The 23,353-nt window shown below is 48.3% G+C and carries 19 protein-coding genes; all 19 read left to right on the forward strand.

Annotation, left to right across the window (positions count from 1 at the left end; genetic code table 11):
* Positions 1 to 112 precede the first annotated feature (112 nt).
* The 19 genes from AC4EVX_RS09245 to AC4EVX_RS09335 all read left to right on the forward strand — a co-directional run bounded on the left by AC4EVX_RS09245 (position 113) and on the right by AC4EVX_RS09335 (position 23,197).
* The gene (locus tag AC4EVX_RS09245) at positions 113 to 1,237 is read left to right on the forward strand and encodes an ABC transporter substrate-binding protein (protein ID WP_308451470.1); all 1,125 of its coding nucleotides are present in this window, start codon (positions 113 to 115) and stop codon (positions 1,235 to 1,237) included.
* A 51-nt stretch (positions 1,238 to 1,288) separates the two neighbouring features.
* Complete coding sequence (locus AC4EVX_RS09250) at positions 1,289 to 2,185, forward strand: ABC transporter permease subunit (RefSeq protein WP_177976739.1); 897 nt, start codon at positions 1,289 to 1,291, stop codon at positions 2,183 to 2,185.
* The gene (locus AC4EVX_RS09255) at positions 2,186 to 2,959 is read left to right on the forward strand and encodes an ABC transporter ATP-binding protein (RefSeq protein ID WP_490160063.1); all 774 of its coding nucleotides are present in this window, start codon (positions 2,186 to 2,188) and stop codon (positions 2,957 to 2,959) included.
* A 238-nt stretch (positions 2,960 to 3,197) separates the two neighbouring features.
* Positions 3,198 to 4,385: a sensor histidine kinase gene (locus AC4EVX_RS09260; RefSeq protein ID WP_490160064.1), complete on the forward strand. Its 1,188-nt coding sequence runs from the start codon at positions 3,198 to 3,200 to the stop codon at positions 4,383 to 4,385.
* A 129-nt stretch (positions 4,386 to 4,514) separates the two neighbouring features.
* On the forward strand, positions 4,515 to 5,204 hold the full coding sequence (locus AC4EVX_RS09265) for a response regulator transcription factor (RefSeq protein WP_177976736.1): 690 nt from the start codon (positions 4,515 to 4,517) through the stop codon (positions 5,202 to 5,204).
* A 200-nt stretch (positions 5,205 to 5,404) separates the two neighbouring features.
* Complete coding sequence (locus AC4EVX_RS09270; RefSeq protein ID WP_490160065.1) at positions 5,405 to 6,250, forward strand: hypothetical protein; 846 nt, start codon at positions 5,405 to 5,407, stop codon at positions 6,248 to 6,250.
* 558 nt (positions 6,251 to 6,808) lie between these two features.
* Positions 6,809 to 8,494 (forward strand): DEAD/DEAH box helicase, encoded by a 1,686-nt coding sequence (locus AC4EVX_RS09275; RefSeq protein WP_177976734.1) that lies wholly within the window; start codon positions 6,809 to 6,811, stop codon positions 8,492 to 8,494.
* A gap of 253 nt (positions 8,495 to 8,747) precedes the next feature.
* Complete coding sequence (gene glpK / locus AC4EVX_RS09280) at positions 8,748 to 10,253, forward strand: glycerol kinase GlpK (RefSeq protein WP_490160066.1); 1,506 nt, start codon at positions 8,748 to 8,750, stop codon at positions 10,251 to 10,253.
* Between the two features lie 468 nt (positions 10,254 to 10,721).
* Positions 10,722 to 12,335: an ABC transporter substrate-binding protein gene (locus AC4EVX_RS09285; RefSeq protein WP_308451477.1), complete on the forward strand. Its 1,614-nt coding sequence runs from the start codon at positions 10,722 to 10,724 to the stop codon at positions 12,333 to 12,335.
* A gap of 237 nt (positions 12,336 to 12,572) precedes the next feature.
* A complete protein-coding gene (locus AC4EVX_RS09290) occupies positions 12,573 to 13,508 on the forward strand; it encodes an ABC transporter permease (protein ID WP_308451478.1) in 936 nt (311 codons plus the stop codon).
* A 4-nt stretch (positions 13,509 to 13,512) separates the two neighbouring features.
* Positions 13,513 to 14,403: an ABC transporter permease gene (locus AC4EVX_RS09295; RefSeq protein ID WP_308451479.1), complete on the forward strand. Its 891-nt coding sequence runs from the start codon at positions 13,513 to 13,515 to the stop codon at positions 14,401 to 14,403.
* Positions 14,404 to 14,446: 43 nt separating this feature from the next.
* Positions 14,447 to 15,457: an ABC transporter ATP-binding protein gene (locus tag AC4EVX_RS09300; protein ID WP_490160067.1), complete on the forward strand. Its 1,011-nt coding sequence runs from the start codon at positions 14,447 to 14,449 to the stop codon at positions 15,455 to 15,457.
* On the forward strand, positions 15,447 to 16,415 hold the full coding sequence (locus AC4EVX_RS09305) for an ABC transporter ATP-binding protein (RefSeq protein ID WP_490160068.1): 969 nt from the start codon (positions 15,447 to 15,449) through the stop codon (positions 16,413 to 16,415). The genes AC4EVX_RS09300 and AC4EVX_RS09305 overlap by 11 nt, the downstream gene beginning before the upstream one ends.
* Before the next feature lie 75 nt (positions 16,416 to 16,490).
* The gene (locus AC4EVX_RS09310; protein ID WP_490160069.1) at positions 16,491 to 17,189 is read left to right on the forward strand and encodes an MgtC/SapB family protein; all 699 of its coding nucleotides are present in this window, start codon (positions 16,491 to 16,493) and stop codon (positions 17,187 to 17,189) included.
* Between the two features lie 292 nt (positions 17,190 to 17,481).
* Positions 17,482 to 18,918, forward strand: coding sequence for an NAD(P)/FAD-dependent oxidoreductase (locus AC4EVX_RS09315; RefSeq protein WP_490160072.1), 1,437 nt, complete (start codon positions 17,482 to 17,484; stop codon positions 18,916 to 18,918).
* A gap of 15 nt (positions 18,919 to 18,933) precedes the next feature.
* Complete coding sequence (locus AC4EVX_RS09320) at positions 18,934 to 20,199, forward strand: NAD(P)/FAD-dependent oxidoreductase (RefSeq protein WP_308451483.1); 1,266 nt, start codon at positions 18,934 to 18,936, stop codon at positions 20,197 to 20,199.
* 1 nt (position 20,200) lies between these two features.
* The gene (locus tag AC4EVX_RS09325) at positions 20,201 to 20,563 is read left to right on the forward strand and encodes a DUF1667 domain-containing protein (protein ID WP_177977397.1); all 363 of its coding nucleotides are present in this window, start codon (positions 20,201 to 20,203) and stop codon (positions 20,561 to 20,563) included.
* A 321-nt stretch (positions 20,564 to 20,884) separates the two neighbouring features.
* Positions 20,885 to 21,511, forward strand: coding sequence for a DUF624 domain-containing protein (locus AC4EVX_RS09330; RefSeq protein ID WP_177977398.1), 627 nt, complete (start codon positions 20,885 to 20,887; stop codon positions 21,509 to 21,511).
* Between the two features lie 318 nt (positions 21,512 to 21,829).
* On the forward strand, positions 21,830 to 23,197 hold the full coding sequence (locus AC4EVX_RS09335; RefSeq protein WP_490160070.1) for an ABC transporter substrate-binding protein: 1,368 nt from the start codon (positions 21,830 to 21,832) through the stop codon (positions 23,195 to 23,197).
* Positions 23,198 to 23,353: the final 156 nt, after the last annotated feature.

Raw genomic sequence — 23,353 nt, forward strand, 5'->3', positions numbered from 1 at the left:
TTTTTATTTCATAGGAAATGGCATTCCAAATGGCGTCCCATGAAACAAAAAATGCTCCACGAGAATGTGCCAAGGCATATTCCTTATTTCAAAATTTCAGGAGGAAAAGATTATGAAAAAGAGAAATGTGAAAGCAGTGATTCTGGCGACAATGGCGATGGCAGTACTTGCAGGATGTTCTTCCTCAAAAAATACCGAGACGACAACCACTTCTTCCGAAGCGACAAGCTCCGCAGAGTCCAAGGCAGAGGACGGAAGCAGTGCAGAGAGCAGTAGCGCAGGAGAAGATACCGGCGTGGCAGAGATCGCAGATGGCGATTTCACCGTAGGAATCGGTCAGTTTGCAGAGCACGGTTCTCTTGACAACTGCCGAATCGGTTTCCTTCAGGGACTTGCAGATGAGGGCATCGTCGAGGGCAAGAACCTGACCGTCCTTTATGAGAATGCACAGGCAGATGGCGGTACCGCAAGTCAGATCATGGATAACTTCCTTGCAAAGAAGGCAGATCTGATCTGCGCGATTGCAACTCCGATTGCACAGAGTGCATACAGCGCAGTTAAGAAAGATGGCGTTCCGGTTATCTACACCGCAGTAACCGATCCGGTTGCAGCAGAGCTTGCAAATGCAGATGGAACTCCGGTCGGTGAGATTACCGGTACAAGCGACAAGCTCCCGGTTACCCAACAGCTTGAGATGATCCGTAAAGTGCTTCCGGATGCAAAGACGATCGGTATCATGTACAGCACAAGTGAGATCAACTCCGTTTCCGCAATCGAGGAGTACAAGGAGGCAGCGGGAGATTACGGATTTGAGATCGTGGAGAGCGGTATCTCTTCCACAGCAGATATTCCGTTGGCAGCAGACAATCTGGTTGAGAAGGTAGACTGCATCACGAACCTGACTGACAACACCGTTGTAAGCTCTCTTCCGGTCATCCTTGACAAGGCAGGAAAGAAGAACATTCCGGTATTTGGAAGTGAGGTAGAGCAGGTAAAGATCGGCTGTCTCGCAGCAATGGGACTTGACTATGTGAGCCTTGGTGAGCAGACCGGTAAGATGGCAGCACAGGTATTAAAGGGCGAGAAGAAGGCAAGCGAGATGAACTTTGAGGTCATCAAGGAAGCTGCTTTCTACGGAAACACAAAGGTAGCAGAGAACCTCGGAATTACCCTGCCGGATGAGCTGACTGAGAGTGCAGCAGGACTCTTCGATGAGATTAGCTCAACCACAAAGTAACTTCGATAACTACTGATAACTCGAAAGACGATTAGAAGCTGGGGGAGAGAGATGTCCATTGTACTTGGCGTGATGGAGGAGGGTCTGATCTATGCGATCATGGCACTCGGCGTATATATTACTTATAAAATTCTGGATTTTCCGGATCTGTCTGTGGACGGCACGTTTCCACTCGGAGCAGCAGTCACGGTCATGCTGATCTTAAAAGGTGTGAATCCATTTCTGACTCTGTTTCTTGCATTTTTAACCGGAGCGTTTGCCGGATGCATCACAGGAATCATTCACGTCAAGTTCAAGGTGCGTGACCTGCTTTCCGGTATTATCGTGATGACAGCGCTCTACTCGCTCAATCTTCGCATTGCGGGAAAAGCAAATGTGCCGATTTTCAGTCAGGAGACAATTTTTGAAAATGCATGGCTTGAGAGTATGGTACCGGAGGCACTTGAACCGTATCTCGTAGCTTTGATTCTTCTTGTGATTGTTGTGGTCTGTAAGATACTTCTCGATCTGTATCTGAACACGCGCTCAGGATTTTTGCTTCGGGCAGCGGGAGACAACGATGTGCTTGTCACCTCTCTGGCAAAAGACAAGGGTATGGTAAAAATCCTCGGTCTTGCGATCGCAAACGGATTTGCTTCCCTTGCAGGCTGTGTGTACTGTCAGCAGAAAGGCTTCTTTGAGATCAGCACCGGAACCGGAACTATGGTTATCGGACTTGCAAGTGTTATCATCGGAATGAAGCTCTTGAAGCGTTTTAATTCGGTCAAGGCGACGACAGCAGTCATTACGGGATCTGTGGTCTACAAAGCCTGTGTCTCGATTGCGATTGCGATGGGAATGGCAGCTTCGGATCTGAAGCTGATCACAGCCGTTTTGTTCCTGGTGATTCTGGTAGTCAGCAACCGGACAGAGGGCAAAGTAAAAATTGCAGGAAAGAAGGGGAAATAAGTGCTCGAACTCAGTCATATTCATAAATATTACAATGCAGGAACCGTCAATGAGATGTGTCTGTTTCAGGACTTTTCCCTGACGATTCAGGATGGGGAGTTCGTCTCCGTCGTCGGAAGCAATGGATCGGGAAAAACCTCGATGCTCAATCTGATCTGTGGAAGCATTCCGCTTGATTCCGGTTCGATCCGGATCGGCGGAAAAGACATCACCAACATGCCGGAATTCAAGCGTCAGCGCAAGATCGGTCGCGTTTACCAGAATCCGGCAATGGGAACCTGCCCGAGCATGACGATTCTTGAAAACATGTCCCTTGCGGACAACAAGGGCAAGCCATTCAACCTTCGCCCGGGAACAAACCGTCAGCGCGTTGATTTTTATCGGGAGCAGTTAAAATCTCTCGGACTCGGTCTTGAGGACAAGATGGATGTGAAAGTCGGAGTGCTCTCCGGCGGTCAGCGTCAGGCGATGGCGCTTCTGATGTCGACAATGACTCCGATTGAGTTTTTGATTCTCGATGAGCACACCGCTGCACTCGACCCGAAGACTGCCGAGATCATCATGCAGTTGACCGGAAAGATCGTGGAGGAGAAGCACCTGACAACGATTATGGTTACACATAATCTGCGCTATGCGGTGGAATACGGAAATCGTCTTCTGATGATGCACCAGGGACACGCGGTCATGGATCGCGCTGGAGCAGAGAAGACAAACACCCAGATCGATGAGATTCTTGAGAAATTCAATGAGATCAGCATCGAGTGTGGAAATTAAAAAGTGAAGCATGAAACGAAAAAGAAGAGGCGTGAAATGCGCCTCTTTTTCATACCCATTTATCTGCTTGAAATAGGGAGCATTTGCCGATTATCTTATTTTATAGTTTTTTCAGAAATGAAATGGGATTCTTATGGTATACTCTTTACAGAGAGTTTTTTTGGGATTTCCTATTTTAAAAAGTTAAAAAAGGGAAAAACGATAAACAAAACAGAACAATCAGAAAGGGGTGTACCAGATGAGATTAAAGACACGTCTTGCGATTGCGTTTCTTGCATTTTCCATCCTGCCGGTGATTTTTGTCGGTATGGTGCTTTCGATGGGAAAACTGTTCGTGCTGTACCGGTTCAATGAATTCGGTCCGGAAGTGCGCTCCATGGTGATTCAGATGCTGGTTTCCGGCGTGCTGATGCTCGTCTTTGTCTGTGCGTCGCTGACGATCTGGGTGTATCGCTCGATCTTAAGACCGCTGAGCAAATTGCAGGAGGCAACCAGAAAGATCCGGGATGGCAACCTTGATTTCACGCTGGATGTGGAGGAAGACGATGAAATCGGAGAACTCTGCCAGGACTTTGAGGAGATGAGAATTCGCCTGAAAGAGAATGCGGAGGAGAAGATTCAGTACGATATTGAGAGCAAGGAGCTGATCAGCAATATCTCTCATGATTTAAAGACACCGATCACCGCAATTAAGGGATATGTCGAGGGAATTCTCGACGGAGTGGCATCTTCGCCGGAGAAGCTGGACAAATATATCCGAACGATTTACAATAAGGCAAACGACATGGATCGCCTGATCGATGAGCTGACGTTTTACTCCAAGATTGATACGAATAAGATTCCGTATACGTTTTCCAAGATCAATGTGAACAGCTATTTTGGAGACTGTGCGGAGGAAGTCGGACTCGATATGGAATCGAGAGGGATCGAACTTGGATATTTCAACTACGTCAGTGATGATGTGGTCGTGATCGCTGATGCCGAGCAGATGAAGCGAGTGGTCAACAACATCATCAGCAACTCGGTTAAGTACATGGACAAGCCGAAGGGGATCATCAACATCCGGATCAAGGATGTCGGGGATTTCATTCAGGTCGAGATCGAGGACAATGGAAGGGGCATCGCGGCGAGGGATCTTCCGAATATTTTTGATCGCTTTTACCGGACTGACGCATCGAGAAATTCTTCTCAGGGTGGAAGCGGAATCGGTCTCTCGATTGTGCGCAAGATCATTGAGGATCACGGCGGACGGATCTGGGCGACGAGCAGACTCGGAATCGGCACGGAGATGCATTTTGTGCTGAGAAAGTATCAGGAAGTTCCGCAGACAGAACCTTCTGTTCCTGAGTCAGATCGACGTGGCGGCTCTAATAAGAAGGAATCCGGAAAGAAAGATTCCGGAAAAAAGGAAAAGTCGTCAAAGTAGAAATAACAGAGGCTATTGAAAATCAGCGATATATAAAGCAAGATAGAAAAAGCAAGATATAGAAAGCAGTAAATTAAGAGATCAGTAAATAAGAAAGCAACATATAAATAAGTAGTGGAGCGTGGAAAAATGAGCAGAATTTTGATTATTGAGGATGAGACGAGCATTGCAGAGCTGGAAAAGGATTATCTAGAGCTGAGTGGATTTGAGGTAGAACTGGAGGAGAACGGAAAGAAGGGACTTGACCGTGCTCTCGGAGAGGATTTTGATCTTCTGATTCTTGATCTGATGCTTCCGGATATGGATGGATTTGAGATCTGCCGTCGTTTCCGCGAGGTGAAGAATACGCCGATCATCATGATCTCTGCGAAAAAGGAAGATATTGACAAGATCCGTGGTCTGGGACTCGGAGCGGATGACTATATGACAAAGCCGTTCAGCCCGAGCGAGATGGTGGCGCGTGTGAAGGCACATCTTGCGCGCTATGAGCGTCTGATTGGAAGCGGAAGTCCGGAGAACGAAGTCATTGAGATTCGCGGACTCAAGATTGACAAGACCGCAAGACGCGTGTGGGTCAATGGAGAGGAGAAAAACTTCACGACGAAGGAGTTTGATCTTCTGACCTTTCTCGCACAGAATCCGAACCATGTATTTACAAAAGAAGAACTCTTCTCAAAGATCTGGGATATGGAGTCGATCGGAGATATTGCGACAGTCACGGTTCACATTAAGAAAATTCGCGAGAAGATCGAGTTTAACACCGCGAAACCTCAGTATATTGAGACGATCTGGGGTGTGGGCTATCGTTTCAAAGTATAAATCAGAGCGGATGCGCAGTGATTTTAATAGGAAGATGTCAGCAAAGCTGATTAAAATCACGCGCCAAGTTGATGCTTGCGTCGACCTGAATAAGAGAAACAAAAAGCCAATATAGCTGAAAACAGAAAAATACGGAAATTGCGGGAAAAGCAATTCTGGCATAGAATATAAGAATAGGACAGGAAGGAATAGAGTTGCAAATGAAAAAGAAAACAGGAATCTGCATGGCGATGGCGATGCTTTTGATGACAACACCGGCATGGGCGGGATCACCGATCATTGCAGTCGGAAGTGGCAACAGCACGACATCAACCTCTTCTGTGATCACAGAGACGGTACAGCTCAATCAGAGTCCTTCACAGGAGATCTTAGGAGAGTCGACAGCATCGTTTGTACCGGAAAAATTTGTGCTTCCGCAGGATGCCTCTGTCCTTGTTGTTGTCGAGGGACGCGGTGGCACCAACTGTCAGGTTTATGCATATGAGAAGACTGCCAATGGCACCGATGGCACAGGCTGGACGAAATGCCTTGAGGTAGCCGGTCATCTCGGACGGAACGGAATGAGCAACGATCGCCATGAGGGAGATAAGACGACCCCGATCGGTGTTTTCCGGATGAACACTCCGTTTGGTCAGGCACAGGCGCTTGAGGGATTTCCGTCTGACTACATTCAGGTTGATGACTCCTATGTCTGGGAGGAGACGAGCAACAAGTTAGTCAAGGGTTCCATCGAAAAAGGCGAGCGAGTTGGTGCTCAGGGCTATGCAGGCTATTACAACTATGTGATTGACGCAGGATACAACCGCAATGCCGTTTCCGGTCGCGGTTCTGCGCTCTTCCTTCACTGCGATATGCCGGGAGATACCGAGACATCGGGATGCGTGGAGATTCCGCAGGCAGACATGATCACGATTATGAAACTCTACGGAAAGTACGGCAGTGGTTATTCCTACATTGCACAGGCTCCGCAGGGAACATTTGATCAGATTTATGATTCTTACGGAACGAACAACGGACTGTCCCCGGAGGGAGTGTTTGCAAAATAGGAGAGAGAATCTGGCAAAAAATCTTTCCCACACGGAGTCATTCGCCATTGTGTGTACCTCAGAAAAACACAGTCAAAAAGAAGTCAAAAAAGCAAATAAATTTACATAAAAATTCGGGATTTTGTTTGATTGACATGAAAACATACCTGTGTTAAAATTTTTAGACGTATGCGAGAGAGGATTCAAGGTCTATCTTGAACCCTCTCTTTCTTTAAGAAAAGAGAGACAGTTGCAGGAGAGAAAGAGAGTACAACCATGTCTGCCCGGAAACATTGTGCTTGATGTAAAATAGAATCTATTTGCAAAGGGATGACGGAAACCGGAAGAAAAATCGCTGATTGACTGACTGGATTGTTCTTTATTCAAATCAAATGGAACCGAAAATCATAGAGAGACCCATACAAAGATACAAAAGCAAAAAAGAGAGATGGAAACAGAAACGGGTGGACAATACGAAGCGTATTACTGTGTGAAACGTATGAAAACCCGAAAACAGGAAACAAAAAAGCAGGTAAGAAACAAACAAGAAACAAAAATGAAGGAAAATGAGGACACAGAATGGATACAGTAAAATTTGAAGAGTTACAGATTGATGACAGAATTCTGAGAGCTGTGACGGATATGGGATTCGAGGAGGCTTCCCCGATTCAGGCAAAGGCAATTCCGGTTCAGATGGAGGGCTTGGACATCATCGGACAGGCACAGACCGGAACGGGAAAGACTGCAGCATTTGGAATTCCTCTGCTTCAGAAGATCGATCCGAAAAATAAGAAACTTCAGGCGATTGCACTCTGTCCGACGCGCGAGCTTGCGATTCAGGTAGCAGATGAGATCCGCAACCTTGCAAAGTACATGCACGGCATCAAGGTTCTGCCGATCTACGGTGGTCAGGACATCGTGCGCCAGATCCGCGGACTTAAGGATGGCACCCAGATCATCGTCGGCACCCCGGGCCGTGTGATGGATCATATGCGCCGGAAGACGATCAAGTTTGATCAGGTACATACAGTGATCATGGACGAGGCAGATGAGATGCTGAACATGGGATTTTTGGAGGATATGGAGACGATCTTGAGCCAGCTTCCGGAGGAGCGTCAGACAATCATGTTCTCTGCAACGATGCCGGACGCAATTCAGAAGATTGCAAAGACGTTCCAGAAAGATCCGCAGATCGTCCGCGTGGTGAAGAAGGAGCTGACGGTTCCGAAAGTAACCCAGTATTATTATGAAGTAAAGCCGAAGACCAAGGTTGAGGTGATGTGCCGTCTTCTCGACATGTATGCTCCGAAGCTGTCTGTCGCTTTCTGCAATACGAAGCGTCAGGTTGATGAGCTGGTGCAGGAGCTTCAGGGAAGAGGCTATTTTGCAGAGGGTCTTCACGGAGACTTAAAGCAGATCCAGCGTGACCGCGTGATGAACAGTTTCCGAAATGGTCGCACCGAGATTCTTGTCGCAACCGATGTGGCAGCGAGAGGAATCGATGTCGACGATGTCGAGGCAGTGTTCAACTACGACATTCCGCAGGACGAGGAGTACTATGTACATCGAATCGGTCGTACCGGTCGTGCAGGTCGTGAGGGTATCGCATTCAGTTTTGTTGTAGGACGCGATGTATACAAACTGCGCGACATTCAGCGTTACTGCAAGACGAAGATCGTTCCTCAGGCAATTCCGTCCCTCGACGACATCACCGAGATCAAGGCAGAGAAGATCCTCGATCAGGCAAAGCAGGTGATGGCAGATATGGATCTGAGCCGAGTTCTTCATATTGTAGAGAAGAAGCTCCTCGAGGAGGATTACACCTCCCTCGATCTCGCTTCCGCTCTTCTGAGAATGAGCATGGGTGAGGAAAATCAGGACATTGCGATCGATTCCCAGCCGGCACGTTCCCTCGATGATCTCGATTCCTGGGGTCGTGGTGGAAGAGGCAGAGGTCGTGACAACGGTCGCGGACGCAGTGGAAGAGACAACCGTGGCGGTCGTGGCAGAAAGAGCGACGGCGATATGGCTCGCCTTTTTGTAAATCTTGGAAAGAATCAGGGTGTGAGACCGGGAGATATTTTGGGTGCGATTGCGGGCGAGTCCGGAATCTCCGGTCGTATGATCGGAAGCATCGACATGTATGACAAATATACCTTCGTCGAAGTTCCGTCGGATTGTGCAGGAGAGGTTGTGGAGTGCATGAAAAATGCAAAGATCCGTGGTAAAAATGTCCACGTAGAGCTTGCAAACTCCCAACAGTAATGTGAAAAATACCAAAATAATCTTGACAGTGGTGAGAAAAATATGGTAATATAACAAAGTACATATTTTTATCATACTACCTTAGAGAAAATGAGAGCAGGGTTGAGACCGGTGACGGTGTGACCTTGCTCTTTCTTTATGGTTTGAGAAAAAAATAACAATTAAAAACGGAATTGGCAACAAAACCAAATCGGCAACAAATCAACAGCATCATCATGAAAATTTAATCATAACTGACAGGGGGAAGGATATTATGGGGAAATATGTCATTGCACTGGATCAGGGAACAACAAGCTCTCGCTGTATTCTCTTTGACCGGGAGGGAAGCATATGCAGTGTAGCACAGAAGGAGTTTACACAGATCTTCCCACAGCCGGGCTGGGTGGAGCACAACCCGATGGAGATCTGGTCATCACAGCTTTCCGTGGCACTCGAGGCGATGGGAAAGATTGGTGCGCATTACAGTGATATTGCGGCGATCGGAATCACGAACCAGAGAGAGACGACGATCGTCTGGGATAAGGAGACCGGTGAGCCGGTTTACAATGCGATTGTCTGGCAGTGTCGCAGAACCGCAGATCGCATCGAGAAGCTCAAAGCAGACGGAATGGAGGAGAAGATCCGTGAGCGCACGGGACTGATTCCGGATGCTTATTTCTCGGGAAGTAAGATTGCATGGATTCTCGACAACGTCGAGGGCGCACGTGAGCGGGCAGAGCGGGGGGAGCTTTTGTTCGGAACGGTTGATACCTGGCTGATCTGGAATCTGACAAAGGGATGCATCCATGTGACAGATTACACAAACGCATCCCGCACAATGCTTTTCGATATTCACAAGAAATGCTGGGACGATGAGATTCTTGCATACTTTAACATTCCGAAATGCATGCTTCCGGATGTAAAACCGTCAAGCTGTGTATACGGATATACATCCTCGGATGTCATGGGAGGAAAGATCCCGATTGCGGGTGCAGCGGGAGATCAGCAGGCAGCGCTGTTCGGTCAGTGCTGTTTTGAGCCGGGAGAGATGAAGAATACTTACGGAACCGGATGCTTCCTTCTGATGAATACCGGAGTGAAGGCGATCAATTCCACACATGGACTTCTGACGACGATTGCGGCTTGTACCGCGGAGGAAACTCATTATGCACTTGAGGGAAGTGTATTTGTCGCAGGTGCGGCAGTGCAGTGGCTTCGTGATGAGATGCGTATGGTCAGAAGTGCTTCCCAGACCGAAGAGTATTGTACCGCAGTTGAGAATACTGGCGGAGTCTATGTTGTTCCGGCATTTGCAGGTCTTGGTGCTCCGTATTGGGAACAGTATGCGAGAGGAACGATCGTCGGTGTGACGCGTGGAACGAGCAAGGAGCAGTTTATCCGTGCGACGGTGGAGTCGATGGCATATCAGGTTTACGATCAGATCGAGGCGATGCAACAGGATTCCGGAATTGCACTCAAGAAACTCAAGGTTGACGGCGGCGCGAGTGCCAATAACTTCCTGATGCAGTTCCAGTCAGATCTTCTCGGATCTGAGCTGGTTCGCCCGCAGTGTATTGAGACGACAGGACTCGGAGCAGCCTACCTTGCAGGTCTTGCGGTCGGTTACTGGAAAGACCGCGATGAGATCCGTGAAAACTGGAAGGCGGAGCGCGATTTTGCACCGGAGATGCCGGAGGAAGAGAGAAAGAAACTCATCAAGGGCTGGAAACGAGCAGTTCGCTGTGCACTTGCCTGGGCACAGGAAGATGAGGACGAATAAGGATGAACAACGAGGACGAAGTCGTTAGCATTTTTGCAACGCAGGAATGAGAACGGGAATGACAAAACTTCGGAAAAATAAGTTAAAATAAGAGACGACTAAGAGACGTTTCGAGAAACTGAGGACACAATTGCAAATTTGGACATAAACTATGCAAAAATAAGAATACCTTTATTTTCTTAGGAGACAATTCGAAAAAATGTTAAAATTCTTCAAAGAAAAAGTGAAATATAAATAAAATTTTTATTGACATTAGGACAAAATGACGGTATACTTGTTCTCAGTTGAGAAGTACTTGTACACATTGCATGGAGATGAGAGAGCGCGCAGTGATGTAATTGAAAGAGCATGTTCGATTCAGTTATATCATTGCGTGTTTTTATTTCACAGAAACCTTGCAGTGTGGAGGAGTATCGCAGGGAGAAGAGACTGCGACAACAGAAATTATGAAAACGGAGGAAGGGTGTTATGAAAAAACGAGTAGCATTGCTTCTGGGCGCAGCGACGATGATGGCTGTAGCTCTGACTGGTTGTGGAGGCGGTAAGTCTTCCGATTCTGGTTCTGCATCAAATGGGGGAGATGCCGGAACGACGACAGCAGATGGCGGAAGCTCCGAAGCCCACAAGGACACTCTGGTGATTGGTACGGATGCAGATATCAACAATCTGGATCTTCAGTCCCAGCAGGATCAGATCAACAACATTGTTCTGAAGAATACGCATCAGACTCTGGTATTCTTCAACAACGGTTCTCAGGGAGATGAGCGTTTTGGTCCGTGTCTGGCAACTTCGTGGGAGCAGGAAGATGATACCCACATCAAGATGAGTCTTCGTGACGATGTTCATTTCAACGATGACGACGAGACTCCGATGACCGCAGAGGATGTCAAGTTCACGCTGGATATGGCGATGGACAACATGGTAGCTTCCGTCCTCAAGGGTTATGTTGGAACAACGGTTCTCGATGATTACACGATCGAGATTGAGACTGAGAGCTACAACAACGAGTTCATTCAGTCCCTGTCTTCGGTTCCGCTGTCCATTCAGTCTAAGAAGGCATATGAGAGCGGTATGGAAGATCCGTACTACATCGGAACTGGTCCGTACAAGTTCGATGAGTGGGTAGAAGGCGAGTATTGCCGTCTGAAGAAAGTTGACGATTACTGGGGCAACGATCTTCCGGCAGATGATAACCTGGCACCGGGTGTTGTAGATACGATCGAGTTCAAGCCGTACATCGAGGCATCTTCCCGTGTTATGGCACTTCAGGCAGGCGAGATTGATGTCTGCGTAAACCCGCCGATCAACGAGTTACAGTATCTGGAAGATGATGACAACATCACCGTTTATGAGCAGACCGGAACCCGTCTTTTCTACTTTGCATTCAACGTAGAGAAAGAGCCGTGGAACAACCAGAAACTGCGTCAGGCAGTTGCATGTGCGATCGATCGCAATGCAGTACTTGAGGCAGCTGTATACGGCAAGGGTACTCTTCAGAAGACGATCCTGAACCGTGGTCTGTGGGGCTTCTACGATGATATGGAAGGCTTTGATTACAACGTAGATCGTGCAAAAGAGCTGATGGCAGAGGCTGGTTATCCGGATGGTGGAATCACCACTACCCTGACTTACGCTTCCGGTACTCCGTATGAGCAGATTGCAACCGTTATTCAGGCAAATCTGGCTGACATCGGAATCACCGTAACCCTTGAGCCGATGGAGACTGCAACCTTAAAGTCCACCTGTGTAGATGGCAAGCAGGAGCTCTTCCTGTGGAGATGGAACGAGGATTCCAAGGTTGACTTCGTATACCGTGACCTGTTCTATACCGGTTCTGGTTCTAACTATCATCACTTCTCTGACCCGAAGGTTGATGAGCTGACCGATCTGGTAGCAACTGAGAAGGATGCTGATCAGCGTCTCGCAGATGCAAAGGAGCTTCAGGAGTACTTAGTAGATCAGTGCCCGCAGGTTCCGCTTTACATTGCAAACCTGGTAGTTGCATACAACAAGAACCTGAAAGGTACCTATTTCTACGGCGGTGGAAACCATGACTGGCGTCATGCATATGTAGCAGAGTAATCATTGTAGCGGACATCATGGAAGTATTTATCTTACCTATGTTCTAAGAATTTAAAAACCGTGATGGAACAGTGAGAACGATGAAATCTTGCGGGCTACCGGTTTCCGGGCCCGCAAGATTTTTTTCAGCAAAGATTTATCTACTTATCAATATTTATTACTTGAACAGATAAATCAAAGCAAAATAAAGTTGATGTGAATGGGTTTGATTTTAAAAGGAGAAGGAGTGAGTAGCAGATGATAAAATACATAGTCAAGCGCCTCGTAATGCTGGTGCCGGTAATTCTGGTTACCTCGTTTCTGATTTTCTGGGCGATGAGCCTGACCGGCGGTGATCCGGCGCTGATGCTTGCGGGTGATAATGCACAGCCGGAGCAGGTAGAGCAGATCCGCGAAGAACTCGGTCTGAATGATCCGTTTATCGTGCGCTATGCAAACTACATGAAGGGCATGGTAACCGGAGATATGGGTAAGTCCTATGTGACAAAGCGTGATGTATTCAAGACCTTTATGGAGCGTCTTCCTAACACGTTGTTACTTGGAGGAACAGCAGTTGTGATTGCCGTTCTCGTCTCGGTTCCACTCGGTGTCTACACCGCGATACATCAAAATACATGGAAGGATACGGCGGGCATGATATTCGCCCTATTCGGAACATCGATGCCGAACTTCTGGCTCGGATTGATGCTCATTATCATCTTTTCCCTGAAACTCAAACTTCTGCCTACCGGAGGTAAGGGCGGAATTGACAGCCTGATCCTGCCGGCAGTAACCGTTGGTTTCGGTCTGGCAGCTCTGATCACAAGAACAACTCGTTCCTCCATGCTCGATGTGCTCCGTCAGGATTACATGACGACTGCACGTGCAAAGGGATGTTCCGAGAAGCGTGTTATCTTCACCCACGGTCTGAAGAATGCGCTGATCCCGATCATCACTGCAATCGGTCTTCAGATGTCTCTGGTTATCACCGGTTCTGTACTGGCTGAGACCGTATTCTCCTGGCCGGGAATCGGTCGTCTCGTTTACGATTCCATTTCCAAACGAGATACGCCGATGGTAACGGGATCGATCATCATGTGTTCGATTCTGATGTGTATCATCAATCTGGTGGTAGACCTGATTTACGCATTCTTTGATCCGCGTATCCGGGCACAGTACAGCAAGAAGGGGTGATCGTATGGCACAGACAAATTCAACCGGAAATACAAAACATGTAAAAAAGCGTACCATGCTCCAGGAAACCTGGAGACATCTGATCCGCAACCGCGGAGCCGTGCTTGGCATGCTGTTTCTTCTGTTCCTTGTTGGCGCAGCACTTTTCAGTCCATTGATTTTTGACTATGAGAAGGATGTAATCGGTCAGAACATGCAGGATCGTCTGATGGCTCCGTGTGCAGCACACTGGTTCGGAACTGATGAGTTCGGACGTGACCTGTTTGCCCGTGTCATCTACGGTGCACGTTATTCTCTGATCATCGGTGTCGGCTCCGTGTTCCTCGGTCTGATTGTCGGAACGATTCTTGGTTCTCAGGCAGGATTCCGTGGAGGTGTTGTGGATTCCATCATCATGAGAGGAATTGATATTTTCTATTCGATCCCGAACATCATGACCGCAGTTGTTATCGTTTCCCTGCTTGGTACAAGCACCGTAAACTTAATGATTGCACTGGCATTCTCCTGCGCGAGCAGTTTTGCCCGTATCGTGCGTGCGTCGGTTATGACGATCCGTGATCAGGAGTATGTAGAGTCTTCCTACGCAATGGGACTTCCGACCTGGAAGATCATCGTAAAACATATCCTTCCGAACTGTCTGTCCCCGATCATCGTACAGATCACTCTGTTGATCGGAACGACGATCATTTCAGCTTCCTCCCTGAGCTTCCTTGGAATCGGTGTTCCGGCTCCGGCTCCGGAGTGGGGTGCACTTCTTTCCGCAGGACGTGGTCACATCCGTGATGCAAGCTACATGTGTATCATTCCGGGTCTTGCAATCATGATGACCGTACTGGCACTGAACCTGCTCGGTGACGGACTTCGTGATGCACTTGATCCGAAGCTGAAGAAGTAAGTTGCGGGAGAGTGAGGAGCAACAAAAATAGGAGGAGAATGGCATGGCAGAAGATTTAGTTCTTGATATTAAAGATCTGGTGGTGCACTATGAGACCGAAGACGCAGATGTGTGTGCGGTAAATGGCATTGACATTCAGATCAGAAAAAAACGTACTTTGGGACTGGTAGGTGAGACCGGCGCCGGAAAGACGACGACCGCGCTCTCAATCCTGAACCTGATCCCGAACCCGCCGGGCGTAATCAAAAACGGGTCGATTCACCTTGACGGAAAAGATATCCTGAAAATGTCTCAGGAGGATTTGCAGAAAGTCCGCGGAAATGATGTGGCAATGATCTTCCAGGACCCGATGACGGCTTTAAACCCGGTTATGACGGTTGGAGAGCAGATCGGTGAGAGTATCATGCTCCATCAGAATATTTCCAAACAGGAAGCATTTGAGAAGGCAAAAGAGATGCTTAAGATGGTAGGTATCGCAGAGTCCCGTGCCTACGATTATCCGCATCAGTTCTCCGGTGGTATGAAACAGCGAGTTGTCATCGCAATCGCACTTGCTTGTAGCCCACAACTTCTGATCGCCGATGAGCCGACGACCGCTCTGGATGTAACGATTCAGGCACAGGTTCTTGAGCTGATGAAACAGCTGATTCAGGAGAAGGAGATGGCAATGCTTCTGATCACTCATGATCTGGGTGTTGTCGCTGAGGTCTGCGAGGATGTGGCAGTTATGTATGCCGGACGTATCGTGGAGAAGGGAACGGCAGACGATGTGTTCAACCACATGCGTCATCCGTATACCGAGGGTCTGTTTGATTCCCTGCCGAACTTGAAGCAGAGAGGCGAACAGCTCGTTCCGATTCGCGGTCTGATGCCGGATCCGTCGGATCTTCCGCCGGGATGTTCGTTTGCTCCGCGTTGTCCGTATGCGACCGAGGCATGTACAAAGTCAATTCCTCCGTTAAAGTCTGTGGAGGGAAGCAAGACGCATTTTGTGGCATGTACCGCATATGAAAATCCTGATTTCAGCTTGAGGAGGAACGAAAATGGCAAATAAGACAATTCTGGAAGTCCAGAATCTCACAAAATTTTTCACAACTCCGGCAGGTCAGTTGCACGCAGTCGACGGAGTCAGCTTTAAAATCGAAGAGGGAAAGACGCTCGGAATCGTAGGAGAGTCCGGATGCGGAAAGTCCACGACCGGAAGAACGATCCTGAAACTTCTTGAGCCGACCGGCGGAAAGATCATTTTCGACGGAAAGGACATCACCTCATACAGCAGAAAGCAGATGCGTCCTCTGCGCCAGGAGATGCAGATGGTCTTCCAGGACCCGTTCTCCTCTCTGGACCCGCGTCAGACGGTTATGCAGTTGATCGGTGAGCCGATCATCGAGCACAAGCTGTTAAAGTCCAAGAAGGACATTGAGGATCGCACACTTGAGCTGATGGAGACCGTAGGTCTTGCAGAGCGTTACATCAACGTATACCCGCATGAGCTCGATGGTGGACGCCGTCAGCGTATCGGTATCGCGCGTGCGCTTGCCGTAAATCCGAAACTGATTGTCTGCGATGAGCCGGTATCTGCACTGGATGTGTCGATTCAGGCACAGATTCTGAACCTGTTGAAAGAGCTTCAGGAGAAAATGGGTCTGACCTACATTTTCATCACCCACGATCTGTCTGTTGTAAAATACTTCTCAGATGATATCGCAGTTATGTATTTGGGACAGATGGTTGAGAAAGCACCGTCCGATGTCCTGTTTGCAAATCCGGTACATCCGTACACGAAGGCACTGCTGTCTGCAATCCCGCTTCCGATTGTCGGAAAAGAGAAGCCGAAGCGCCAGCTGATCAAGGGCGAGATCACCTCCCCGGTTAATCTGCCGGATGAGTGCCGTTTCATGAAGCGTTGTGACTTTGCAGACGAGTGCTGTAAGAAGTGCAATCCGAAGCTCCATGAGATCGAGCCGGGACACTTTGTGGCATGTACGAGAGTCGCAGAGGGAACGATCTAAGAATAAAAAAACGATTCAAAAGGGGAAACGTTACAAAAAACGCGTATTTTACTGTAAAAGGAGAATAGCAGAAAAATGGAAACAGCTGTATGGGGGAGCATGCTCGAGCAGTTTACGGCTACCGGAATGACGAATCAGATGGAATATCTGCTCAGAATTCTGATTGCGTCCTTGCTCGGCATTATGATCGGAAGTGAGCGAAAAAACAGAAACAAGTCGGCAGGAATCCGCACGCATATGATTATTGCGATGGGATCAGCGCTGATGATGGTAGTCTCTAAGTATGGATTTTATGATAATTCCAGATGGGATGCCTCCCGTGTGGCATCTCAGGTTGTCAGCGGTGTCGGCTTCCTCGGCGCTGGTGTCATCTTTGTCCGCAACAACTTGGTCAGCGGTCTGACGACCTCTGCCGGTATGTGGGCAACTGCCGGTGTCGGTCTTGCAATGGGTGCCGGAATGTATGTCGTTGGAATCTGCTCGGCAGTCATGGTTGTGGTGATCCAGTTTATCACCCACAAGATTTCTTATTTTGCAAATGTTGCGACAAACGGTTATTTGCGAATGACGATTGACCAACAACCCGGCGCGGTCGAACGAATGCAAAATTACCTAGAAGGGCAACGAGTCGAGATCGCCGGTGTGAAGATTAACAAGAACAAGAAGGAAGAAATCAAACTTGAGTTCGATGTGGTCTATCCGCCGGGATTTAAGAAGGGCGAGCTGATTGCAAACCTCGTGGAGATGGATCATGTGATCGCAGTCAGCGAGTAGGAAGTCATCAAAATTGTGAGCTTATCACAAAAGATTGTGAAAATACAAACGATTGTCTGTAAATGATTGACAAGACCCCAATGTTGTGCTAGAATGAAAAACAGTTAAATACGATACCTTTTGAGAGAAGAGAGTAAGGTGAAGATGAGCAGGAGATCATTCTGCTATATTCCCTTACTCTCTTTTTTTGTAAAGGATCGGACTAAGCAAGTATTCAAAGAATCTCTTTTGCACTTACATTTTCGGGCGAAAAGAAATCTGAGACTACGTTAAGAACATGGAGGAGGACATGATGAAGAAGATGGATTACGATGTGGTGGTAATCGGTGGCGGTGTTGTGGGCTGTTCGATTGCCAGGGAGCTTTCCCGCTATGACCTGCACACCTGCGTGATTGAGCGGGAAGAGGATGTCTGCTCCGGTACGTCAAAAGCAAACAGTGCGATTGTACATGCCGGATTTGATGCACATCCGGGTTCCTTAAAATCCCGTTTTAATGTTGAGGGCAACCAGATGATGGGGGATCTGGCAAAGGAACTGGATTTTGATTTCAAGCAGAATGGCTCTCTTGTGCTCTGCTTCCATGAGGAAGATATGCCGGCGCTGAAAGATCTGTATGAGAAAGGCGTAGAGAACGGAGTAAAGGATCTCGCCATTATCAGTGGAGATGAGGTTCGCAAGATGGAGCCGAACACGACCGACACGGTTGTGGCTGCTCTGTATGCACCGACTGGTGGTATTGTCTGCCCGTTCGGTCTGACGATCGCAATGGCTGAGAATGCCTGCGACAACGGCGTAGAGTTCCGTTTCCTGACTGCTGTTGAGAGCGTAGAGGCAGTTGAGGGTGGTTACACCGTAAAGACTTCCAAGGGCGAGATTTCCTCTCGTTATGTGGTAAATGCTGCCGGCGTTTATGCAGACGAGATTCACAATATGGTGAGCGCAAAGAAACTGCACATCACCGCAAGAAAAGGCGATTACTGCCTGCTCGACAAAGAGGCAGGAAGCCTGGTATCCCACACGATCTTCCAGCTTCCGGGTAAGATGGGTAAGGGCGTTTTGGTTACCCCGACTGTTCACGGAAACCTGTTGACTGGTCCGACCGCAGTGGATGTGGAGGACAAGGAGAAGACGGCGACCTCTGCTGAGGAGCTTGCAGATCTGATGTCCAAGGCAACGATCGGTGTCAACAACATCCCGTTCCGTCAGGTTATCACTTCCTTCGCAGGTCTTCGTGCTCACGAGGATGGCGATGACTTTGTGATCGGTGAGGTTGAGGATGCAGAGGGCTTCTTCGACGCAGCTGGCATCGAATCTCCGGGTCTTACGAGTGCTCCGGCAATCGGCGTTTACATTGCAAAGCTGGTGGCAGAAAAGGCTGAGGCAGGCGAGAAGGCAGACTGGAACGGAACTCGCAAGGGCATTGTTCGTCCGGAGCTGCTCAGCAAGGAAGAGCGCGCAGAGCTGATCAAGAAGAATCCGGCTTACGGAACAATCATCTGCCGTTGTGAGGATGTCAGCGAGGGTGAGATTGTCGATGCAATCACCCGCACGTTGGGAGCAACTTCCCTCGATGGAATCAAGCGTCGTGTCCGTCAGGGTATGGGACGTTGTCAGGCAGGCTTCTGCACACCGAGAACGATGGAGATTCTCGCTCGTGAGAAGGGCATGAAGATGGAAGAGATCTGCAAAAATGCACCGGGTTCTGAACTGCTGACCGGGGAGCGATAACAGGAGGGGAAAATCATGACACAGCATGACATTGTAATTATCGGCGGAGGCCCGGCAGGCCTGGCAGCAGCTGCTGCCGCAAGAAGAGCAGGTGTGGAAGATATCCTGATTCTGGAGCGTGACAGCTGTCTTGGCGGTATCTTAAACCAGTGTATCCACAACGGATTTGGTCTTCATACATTTAAGGAAGAGCTTACCGGACCGGAGTATGCATCCCGCTACATCAAGATCGTGGAGGAGATGCAGATCCCGTACAAGCTCAACTGTATGGTAATCGATATCAACGACAAGAAGGAAGTTACCTTCATCAACAGAGAGGATGGTCTGACGACGATTCAGGCAAAGGCAATCATCCTTGCAATGGGATGCCGTGAGCGTCCGAGAGGAGCCCTGAACATTCCGGGATATCGTCCGGCAGGTATCTACTCCGCAGGAACCGCACAGCGTCTGACGAACATCGAGGGCTATCAGGTAGGTAAGGAAGTTGTCATCCTTGGTTCCGGTGATATCGGTCTGATCATGGCAAGAAGAATGACGCTTGAGGGAGCAAAGGTAAAGGTTGTCGCAGAGCTGATGCCTTACTCCGGCGGATTAAAGAGAAACATCGTTCAGTGCTTGAACGACTACGATATTCCGCTGAAGCTCAGCCACACCGTTGTGGACATCCAGGGCAAAGAGCGTGTAACCGGAATCACTCTTGCAGAGGTAGATGCAAACCGCAAGCCGATCCCGGGAACCGAGGAGTTTTACAGCTGTGATACCCTGCTTCTGTCCGTAGGTCTGCTTCCGGAGAACGAGCTGACCAAGGGTGCAGGCGTTTCGATGAACCGCGTGACCTCCGGTCCGAACGTAAACGATCAGCTCGAGACGAGTGCAGAGGGAATCTTTGCATGTGGAAACGTGCTTCACGTTCATGACCTCGTAGACTATGTATCTGAGGAGGCAACCTTAGCTGGAACGAATGCAGCTGCCTATGTACAGGCTGGCGCAGAGAAGAAAGAGGGACATGTTGTTCCGCTGTTCGGCGAGAATGGCGTTCGCTACACCGTTCCGCAGACTCTCGATACCGAGAATATGAATGACAAGATTACGGTTCGTTTCCGTGTGGCAGATGTCTACAAGGATCGCTATATCAGCGTTTACTATGATGGAAAGCGCGTTGCACACAGAAAGAAAAAAGTACTGGCTCCAGGTGAGATGGAGCAGGTTATCATCACAAAGGATAGCCTGAAAGATTGCCCGGATCTGGAAAAGATTGTGATCTGCACGGAGGAAGAATAAGATGGAAGTGAGAGAACTGACCTGTATCGGCTGCCCTTTGGGTTGCCCGCTGACTGTCCATATGGACGGAGATGAGATTACCGTAACCGGAAATACCTGTAAGCGCGGTGAGGAGTACGGTAAGAAAGAAGTGACGAACCCGACCCGTATTGTGACCTCTTCTGTACGCGTGAACGACGGAGCAATCGCAATGGTTTCTGTCAAGACTGCAAGCGATATTCCGAAGGGAAAGATTTTTGACTGCATGAAGGAGATCAGTGAGACGGTTGTGAATGCACCGGTTGCAATCGGTGATGTTGTGATTGCAGATTGCGCAGGAACGGGTGTTTCCATTGTTGCAACCAAGAATGTTGCCCATATCTAATCCATAGAGAATTTGTATCATTATACCATAAGAGAATTTATTAAAGGAATTCAATAAGAAATTCATGGGTGATTGATTTGGAAGATCATTTATAAAATAAGAGGATAGACCAAGACCAGTCAGGGTGTTCGGAGATGGCTACAAAACCGTTCTGAACACCCTCTCTGTTACTTATAGGTTCCGATTTTTATGATTGATTTTTTGTGATTTGCATTGAGAAGATAGCAATCAGTGGCAGAATGTGATAAAATAAATCGATAAGGAACGAGAAAGAAAGATAAAAAAGATCGAAAAGAAGCCAGGAGAAGGAGAGGGTAAGATATGAATTTCAACATCAATGGGATCTTCAATCCGGAGAACCGTTTTTGGAGCTTTATTGATAAGATTGTGAATCTCTGTTTGCTTGGAATCTTGTGGGCATTGTTTTCCCTGCCGGTTGTGACGGCTGGAGCATCGACGACGGCGCTGTTTGGATATACGCTTCCGCTGACGGAGGATGAGGAGGGGTATGTGTGGCAGACCTTTATCCGGACATTCCGGAAACACTTTGTCAAGAGCACGGTTTTCTGGATCGGAATCCTCGCAGGTGAGGGATTTCTCGTCTATGATCTCTACTGTTGCCTCCACTTAAATGTGCCGGGAGCACTCCGAATTGTGGCATTTGCTGTGCTGGCTTGTCTGATAATTGTTTTTTCTTTAACAGCAGTATGGCTCTTTCCGCTGACGGTGTATGAGGACGGAACGATTCGCCAGACGCTCTCTCGGGCAGTTGTCCTTGCGGTAGGTAATCCTGGTATGACCGTGGCGATTGTATCGCTGTACGCACTCTTTGGAATTGCAGTGTACTATATTCCCGTCCTGTTTATGGTCTGGTTTGCCTTTTTTTCTTATCTGACTTCGTATTTTTATCGTGCGACTTTCCGCAAATATCTCCAGAAAGAAGATTGACGAGGAGAAAATTTATGGGGCTTATATGAAAAGGCCCCATAAAAAATCGTCAAAATTGTTAAAAAATAATCAATAAATTGTGAAAAATAAAACAAGTAGTGAAAAATTATATAAAAAATTTTCAAAAAAGAGTTGCATTTTATACAAAACAATGGTAGAATCAATGTCATAAGAAATGAATACGCCGAGGAAGAGATGATGAGATTATGGCAAAAAGAGATGCGCACCGCTGTGCGGGGGGAAGATGCATCAGTTTTGTGTAATCTCTTTTTTTGCGCTCATTTTCCGAAAACGGCGCTCTAAGAAGGGAGAAGGAATATGAGAAAAAAGATCGCGTTGGTTATGGCAGCAGTGACAGCGGCAACCACACTGGCAGGATGTAGTGGTGGTGGTTCTACCGGAAAAGCAGGTGGACAGAACACGACGGCAGAGACAAGCGCAGAGGCAGGAGAGACCACCGGAGAGGTGGATGCCTCCAAGTATGAGGTCACAGAGCCGATCACGATCAAATGGTGGCACGCACTTGAGGATCAGTATTCAGATACCGTGCAGAAGGTTGTTGATGATTTCAACAATTCTCAGGATCTGATCACCGTAGAGGCAGAGTACATCGGAAGTTACAGCAAGGTAAATGAGGCTCTGGTTGCCGCACACGCAGCAGGAACGGATCTTCCGGCAATCACCGTTGCAAATACCTCCTACATCGCAGAGTACGGAGCAGGCGGACTGACCGAGGATCTGACCCCATACATTCAGGCGAGCGATTATGATGTTGCAGACTTTGGTGATGGTATGATCAAGGCATGTCAGTATAACGACAAGGTTGTTTCCCTTCCATTCCTGATCTCCACTCAGATCATGTTCTACAACAAGGATATGGCAGATGAGATGGGAATCACGATTCCGGAGAAGTGGAGCGATATGGATGCATTCCTTGACAAGGCAACCCAGAAGAACGCAGACGGTTCCACCGCTGTATACGGTACCATCATTCCTGGTTGGGATCAGTGGTATTTTGAGACCTTCTACCAGAACAACGGTGTGAAGATTATCAACGACGATCAGGTAACCACCGATCTGGCTGATGAGAAGGCAGTTGCAGTAGCACAGAAGATCAAAGACTGGTGCGACAAGGGTTACACCTACTGGACCGGTACCGGTGATGATGCTTCCTCCAACATGAGACAGAACTTCATCGATGGAAAGGCATTCTCCGTTGTACATACGACTTCTCTTTACAACACCTATGTAGATCAGTGTGACTTTGAGGTTGGCATGTCCTGGCTTCCGGGTGGCGACACCAAGGATCAGGAGATCGGCGGATGTTCACTTCTGATTCCGGCAAAGAACGATCAGGCAACCAAGAATGCGGCTTGGCAGTTCATGCAGTACCTGTGCAGTAAGGATGTCAACATGACCTGGGCAGAGGGTACCGGTTACATGCCGACAAGAAAATCTGTTCTTGATACGGATGAGGGTAAGGCGTTCCTTGAGAAGAAGCCGGCATTCCAGGCAATTCTGGACAACCTTGACGAGATCAACCCGAGAATCCAGCACAAGGCTTGGGGTCAGCTTGCTACGATCTGGAAGAACTCCATGGCAGAGGTTATGATGGAAGGCGGAGATGTTCCGTCCGCAATGGAGCAGATGGCAGACGAGATCAACGATGTACTTGGTGATTCATAATAAGAATAAGAGTTAAGTTGAGAAATGTGTAACTGCGGGGGATAGAGTAGTTACAAAAGAGGGAGCGTTACTGTTTGCACCTGTTTGTACAACCGGTCAACCGATAGATGGACCGTGAGTGAGGCAGATAGGGATGCAGGCAGTAACGCTGCAAGG

It is taken from the genome of Brotaphodocola sp. (genome assembly GCF_983179755.1).

Excerpts from the sequence above, each read along its gene's own strand:
- AC4EVX_RS09260 (WP_490160064.1), top strand. The coding sequence starts at position 3,198 with ATGAGATTAAAGACACGTCTTGCGATTGCGTTTCTTGCATTTTCCATC.
- glpK (WP_490160066.1), top strand. The coding sequence starts at position 8,748 with ATGGGGAAATATGTCATTGCACTGGATCAGGGAACAACAAGCTCTCGC.
- AC4EVX_RS09275 (WP_177976734.1), top strand. The coding sequence starts at position 6,809 with ATGGATACAGTAAAATTTGAAGAGTTACAGATTGATGACAGAATTCTG.
- AC4EVX_RS09265 (WP_177976736.1), top strand. The coding sequence starts at position 4,515 with ATGAGCAGAATTTTGATTATTGAGGATGAGACGAGCATTGCAGAGCTG.
- AC4EVX_RS09245 (WP_308451470.1), top strand. The coding sequence starts at position 113 with ATGAAAAAGAGAAATGTGAAAGCAGTGATTCTGGCGACAATGGCGATG.
- AC4EVX_RS09300 (WP_490160067.1), top strand. The coding sequence starts at position 14,447 with ATGGCAGAAGATTTAGTTCTTGATATTAAAGATCTGGTGGTGCACTAT.
- AC4EVX_RS09320 (WP_308451483.1), top strand. The coding sequence starts at position 18,934 with ATGACACAGCATGACATTGTAATTATCGGCGGAGGCCCGGCAGGCCTG.
- AC4EVX_RS09290 (WP_308451478.1), top strand. The coding sequence starts at position 12,573 with ATGATAAAATACATAGTCAAGCGCCTCGTAATGCTGGTGCCGGTAATT.
- AC4EVX_RS09310 (WP_490160069.1), top strand. The coding sequence starts at position 16,491 with ATGGAAACAGCTGTATGGGGGAGCATGCTCGAGCAGTTTACGGCTACC.
- AC4EVX_RS09305 (WP_490160068.1), top strand. The coding sequence starts at position 15,447 with ATGGCAAATAAGACAATTCTGGAAGTCCAGAATCTCACAAAATTTTTC.
- AC4EVX_RS09285 (WP_308451477.1), top strand. The coding sequence starts at position 10,722 with ATGAAAAAACGAGTAGCATTGCTTCTGGGCGCAGCGACGATGATGGCT.
- AC4EVX_RS09295 (WP_308451479.1), top strand. The coding sequence starts at position 13,513 with ATGGCACAGACAAATTCAACCGGAAATACAAAACATGTAAAAAAGCGT.
- AC4EVX_RS09270 (WP_490160065.1), top strand. The coding sequence starts at position 5,405 with ATGAAAAAGAAAACAGGAATCTGCATGGCGATGGCGATGCTTTTGATG.
- AC4EVX_RS09250 (WP_177976739.1), top strand. The coding sequence starts at position 1,289 with ATGTCCATTGTACTTGGCGTGATGGAGGAGGGTCTGATCTATGCGATC.
- AC4EVX_RS09325 (WP_177977397.1), top strand. The coding sequence starts at position 20,201 with ATGGAAGTGAGAGAACTGACCTGTATCGGCTGCCCTTTGGGTTGCCCG.
- AC4EVX_RS09315 (WP_490160072.1), top strand. The coding sequence starts at position 17,482 with ATGAAGAAGATGGATTACGATGTGGTGGTAATCGGTGGCGGTGTTGTG.
- AC4EVX_RS09330 (WP_177977398.1), top strand. The coding sequence starts at position 20,885 with ATGAATTTCAACATCAATGGGATCTTCAATCCGGAGAACCGTTTTTGG.
- AC4EVX_RS09335 (WP_490160070.1), top strand. The coding sequence starts at position 21,830 with ATGAGAAAAAAGATCGCGTTGGTTATGGCAGCAGTGACAGCGGCAACC.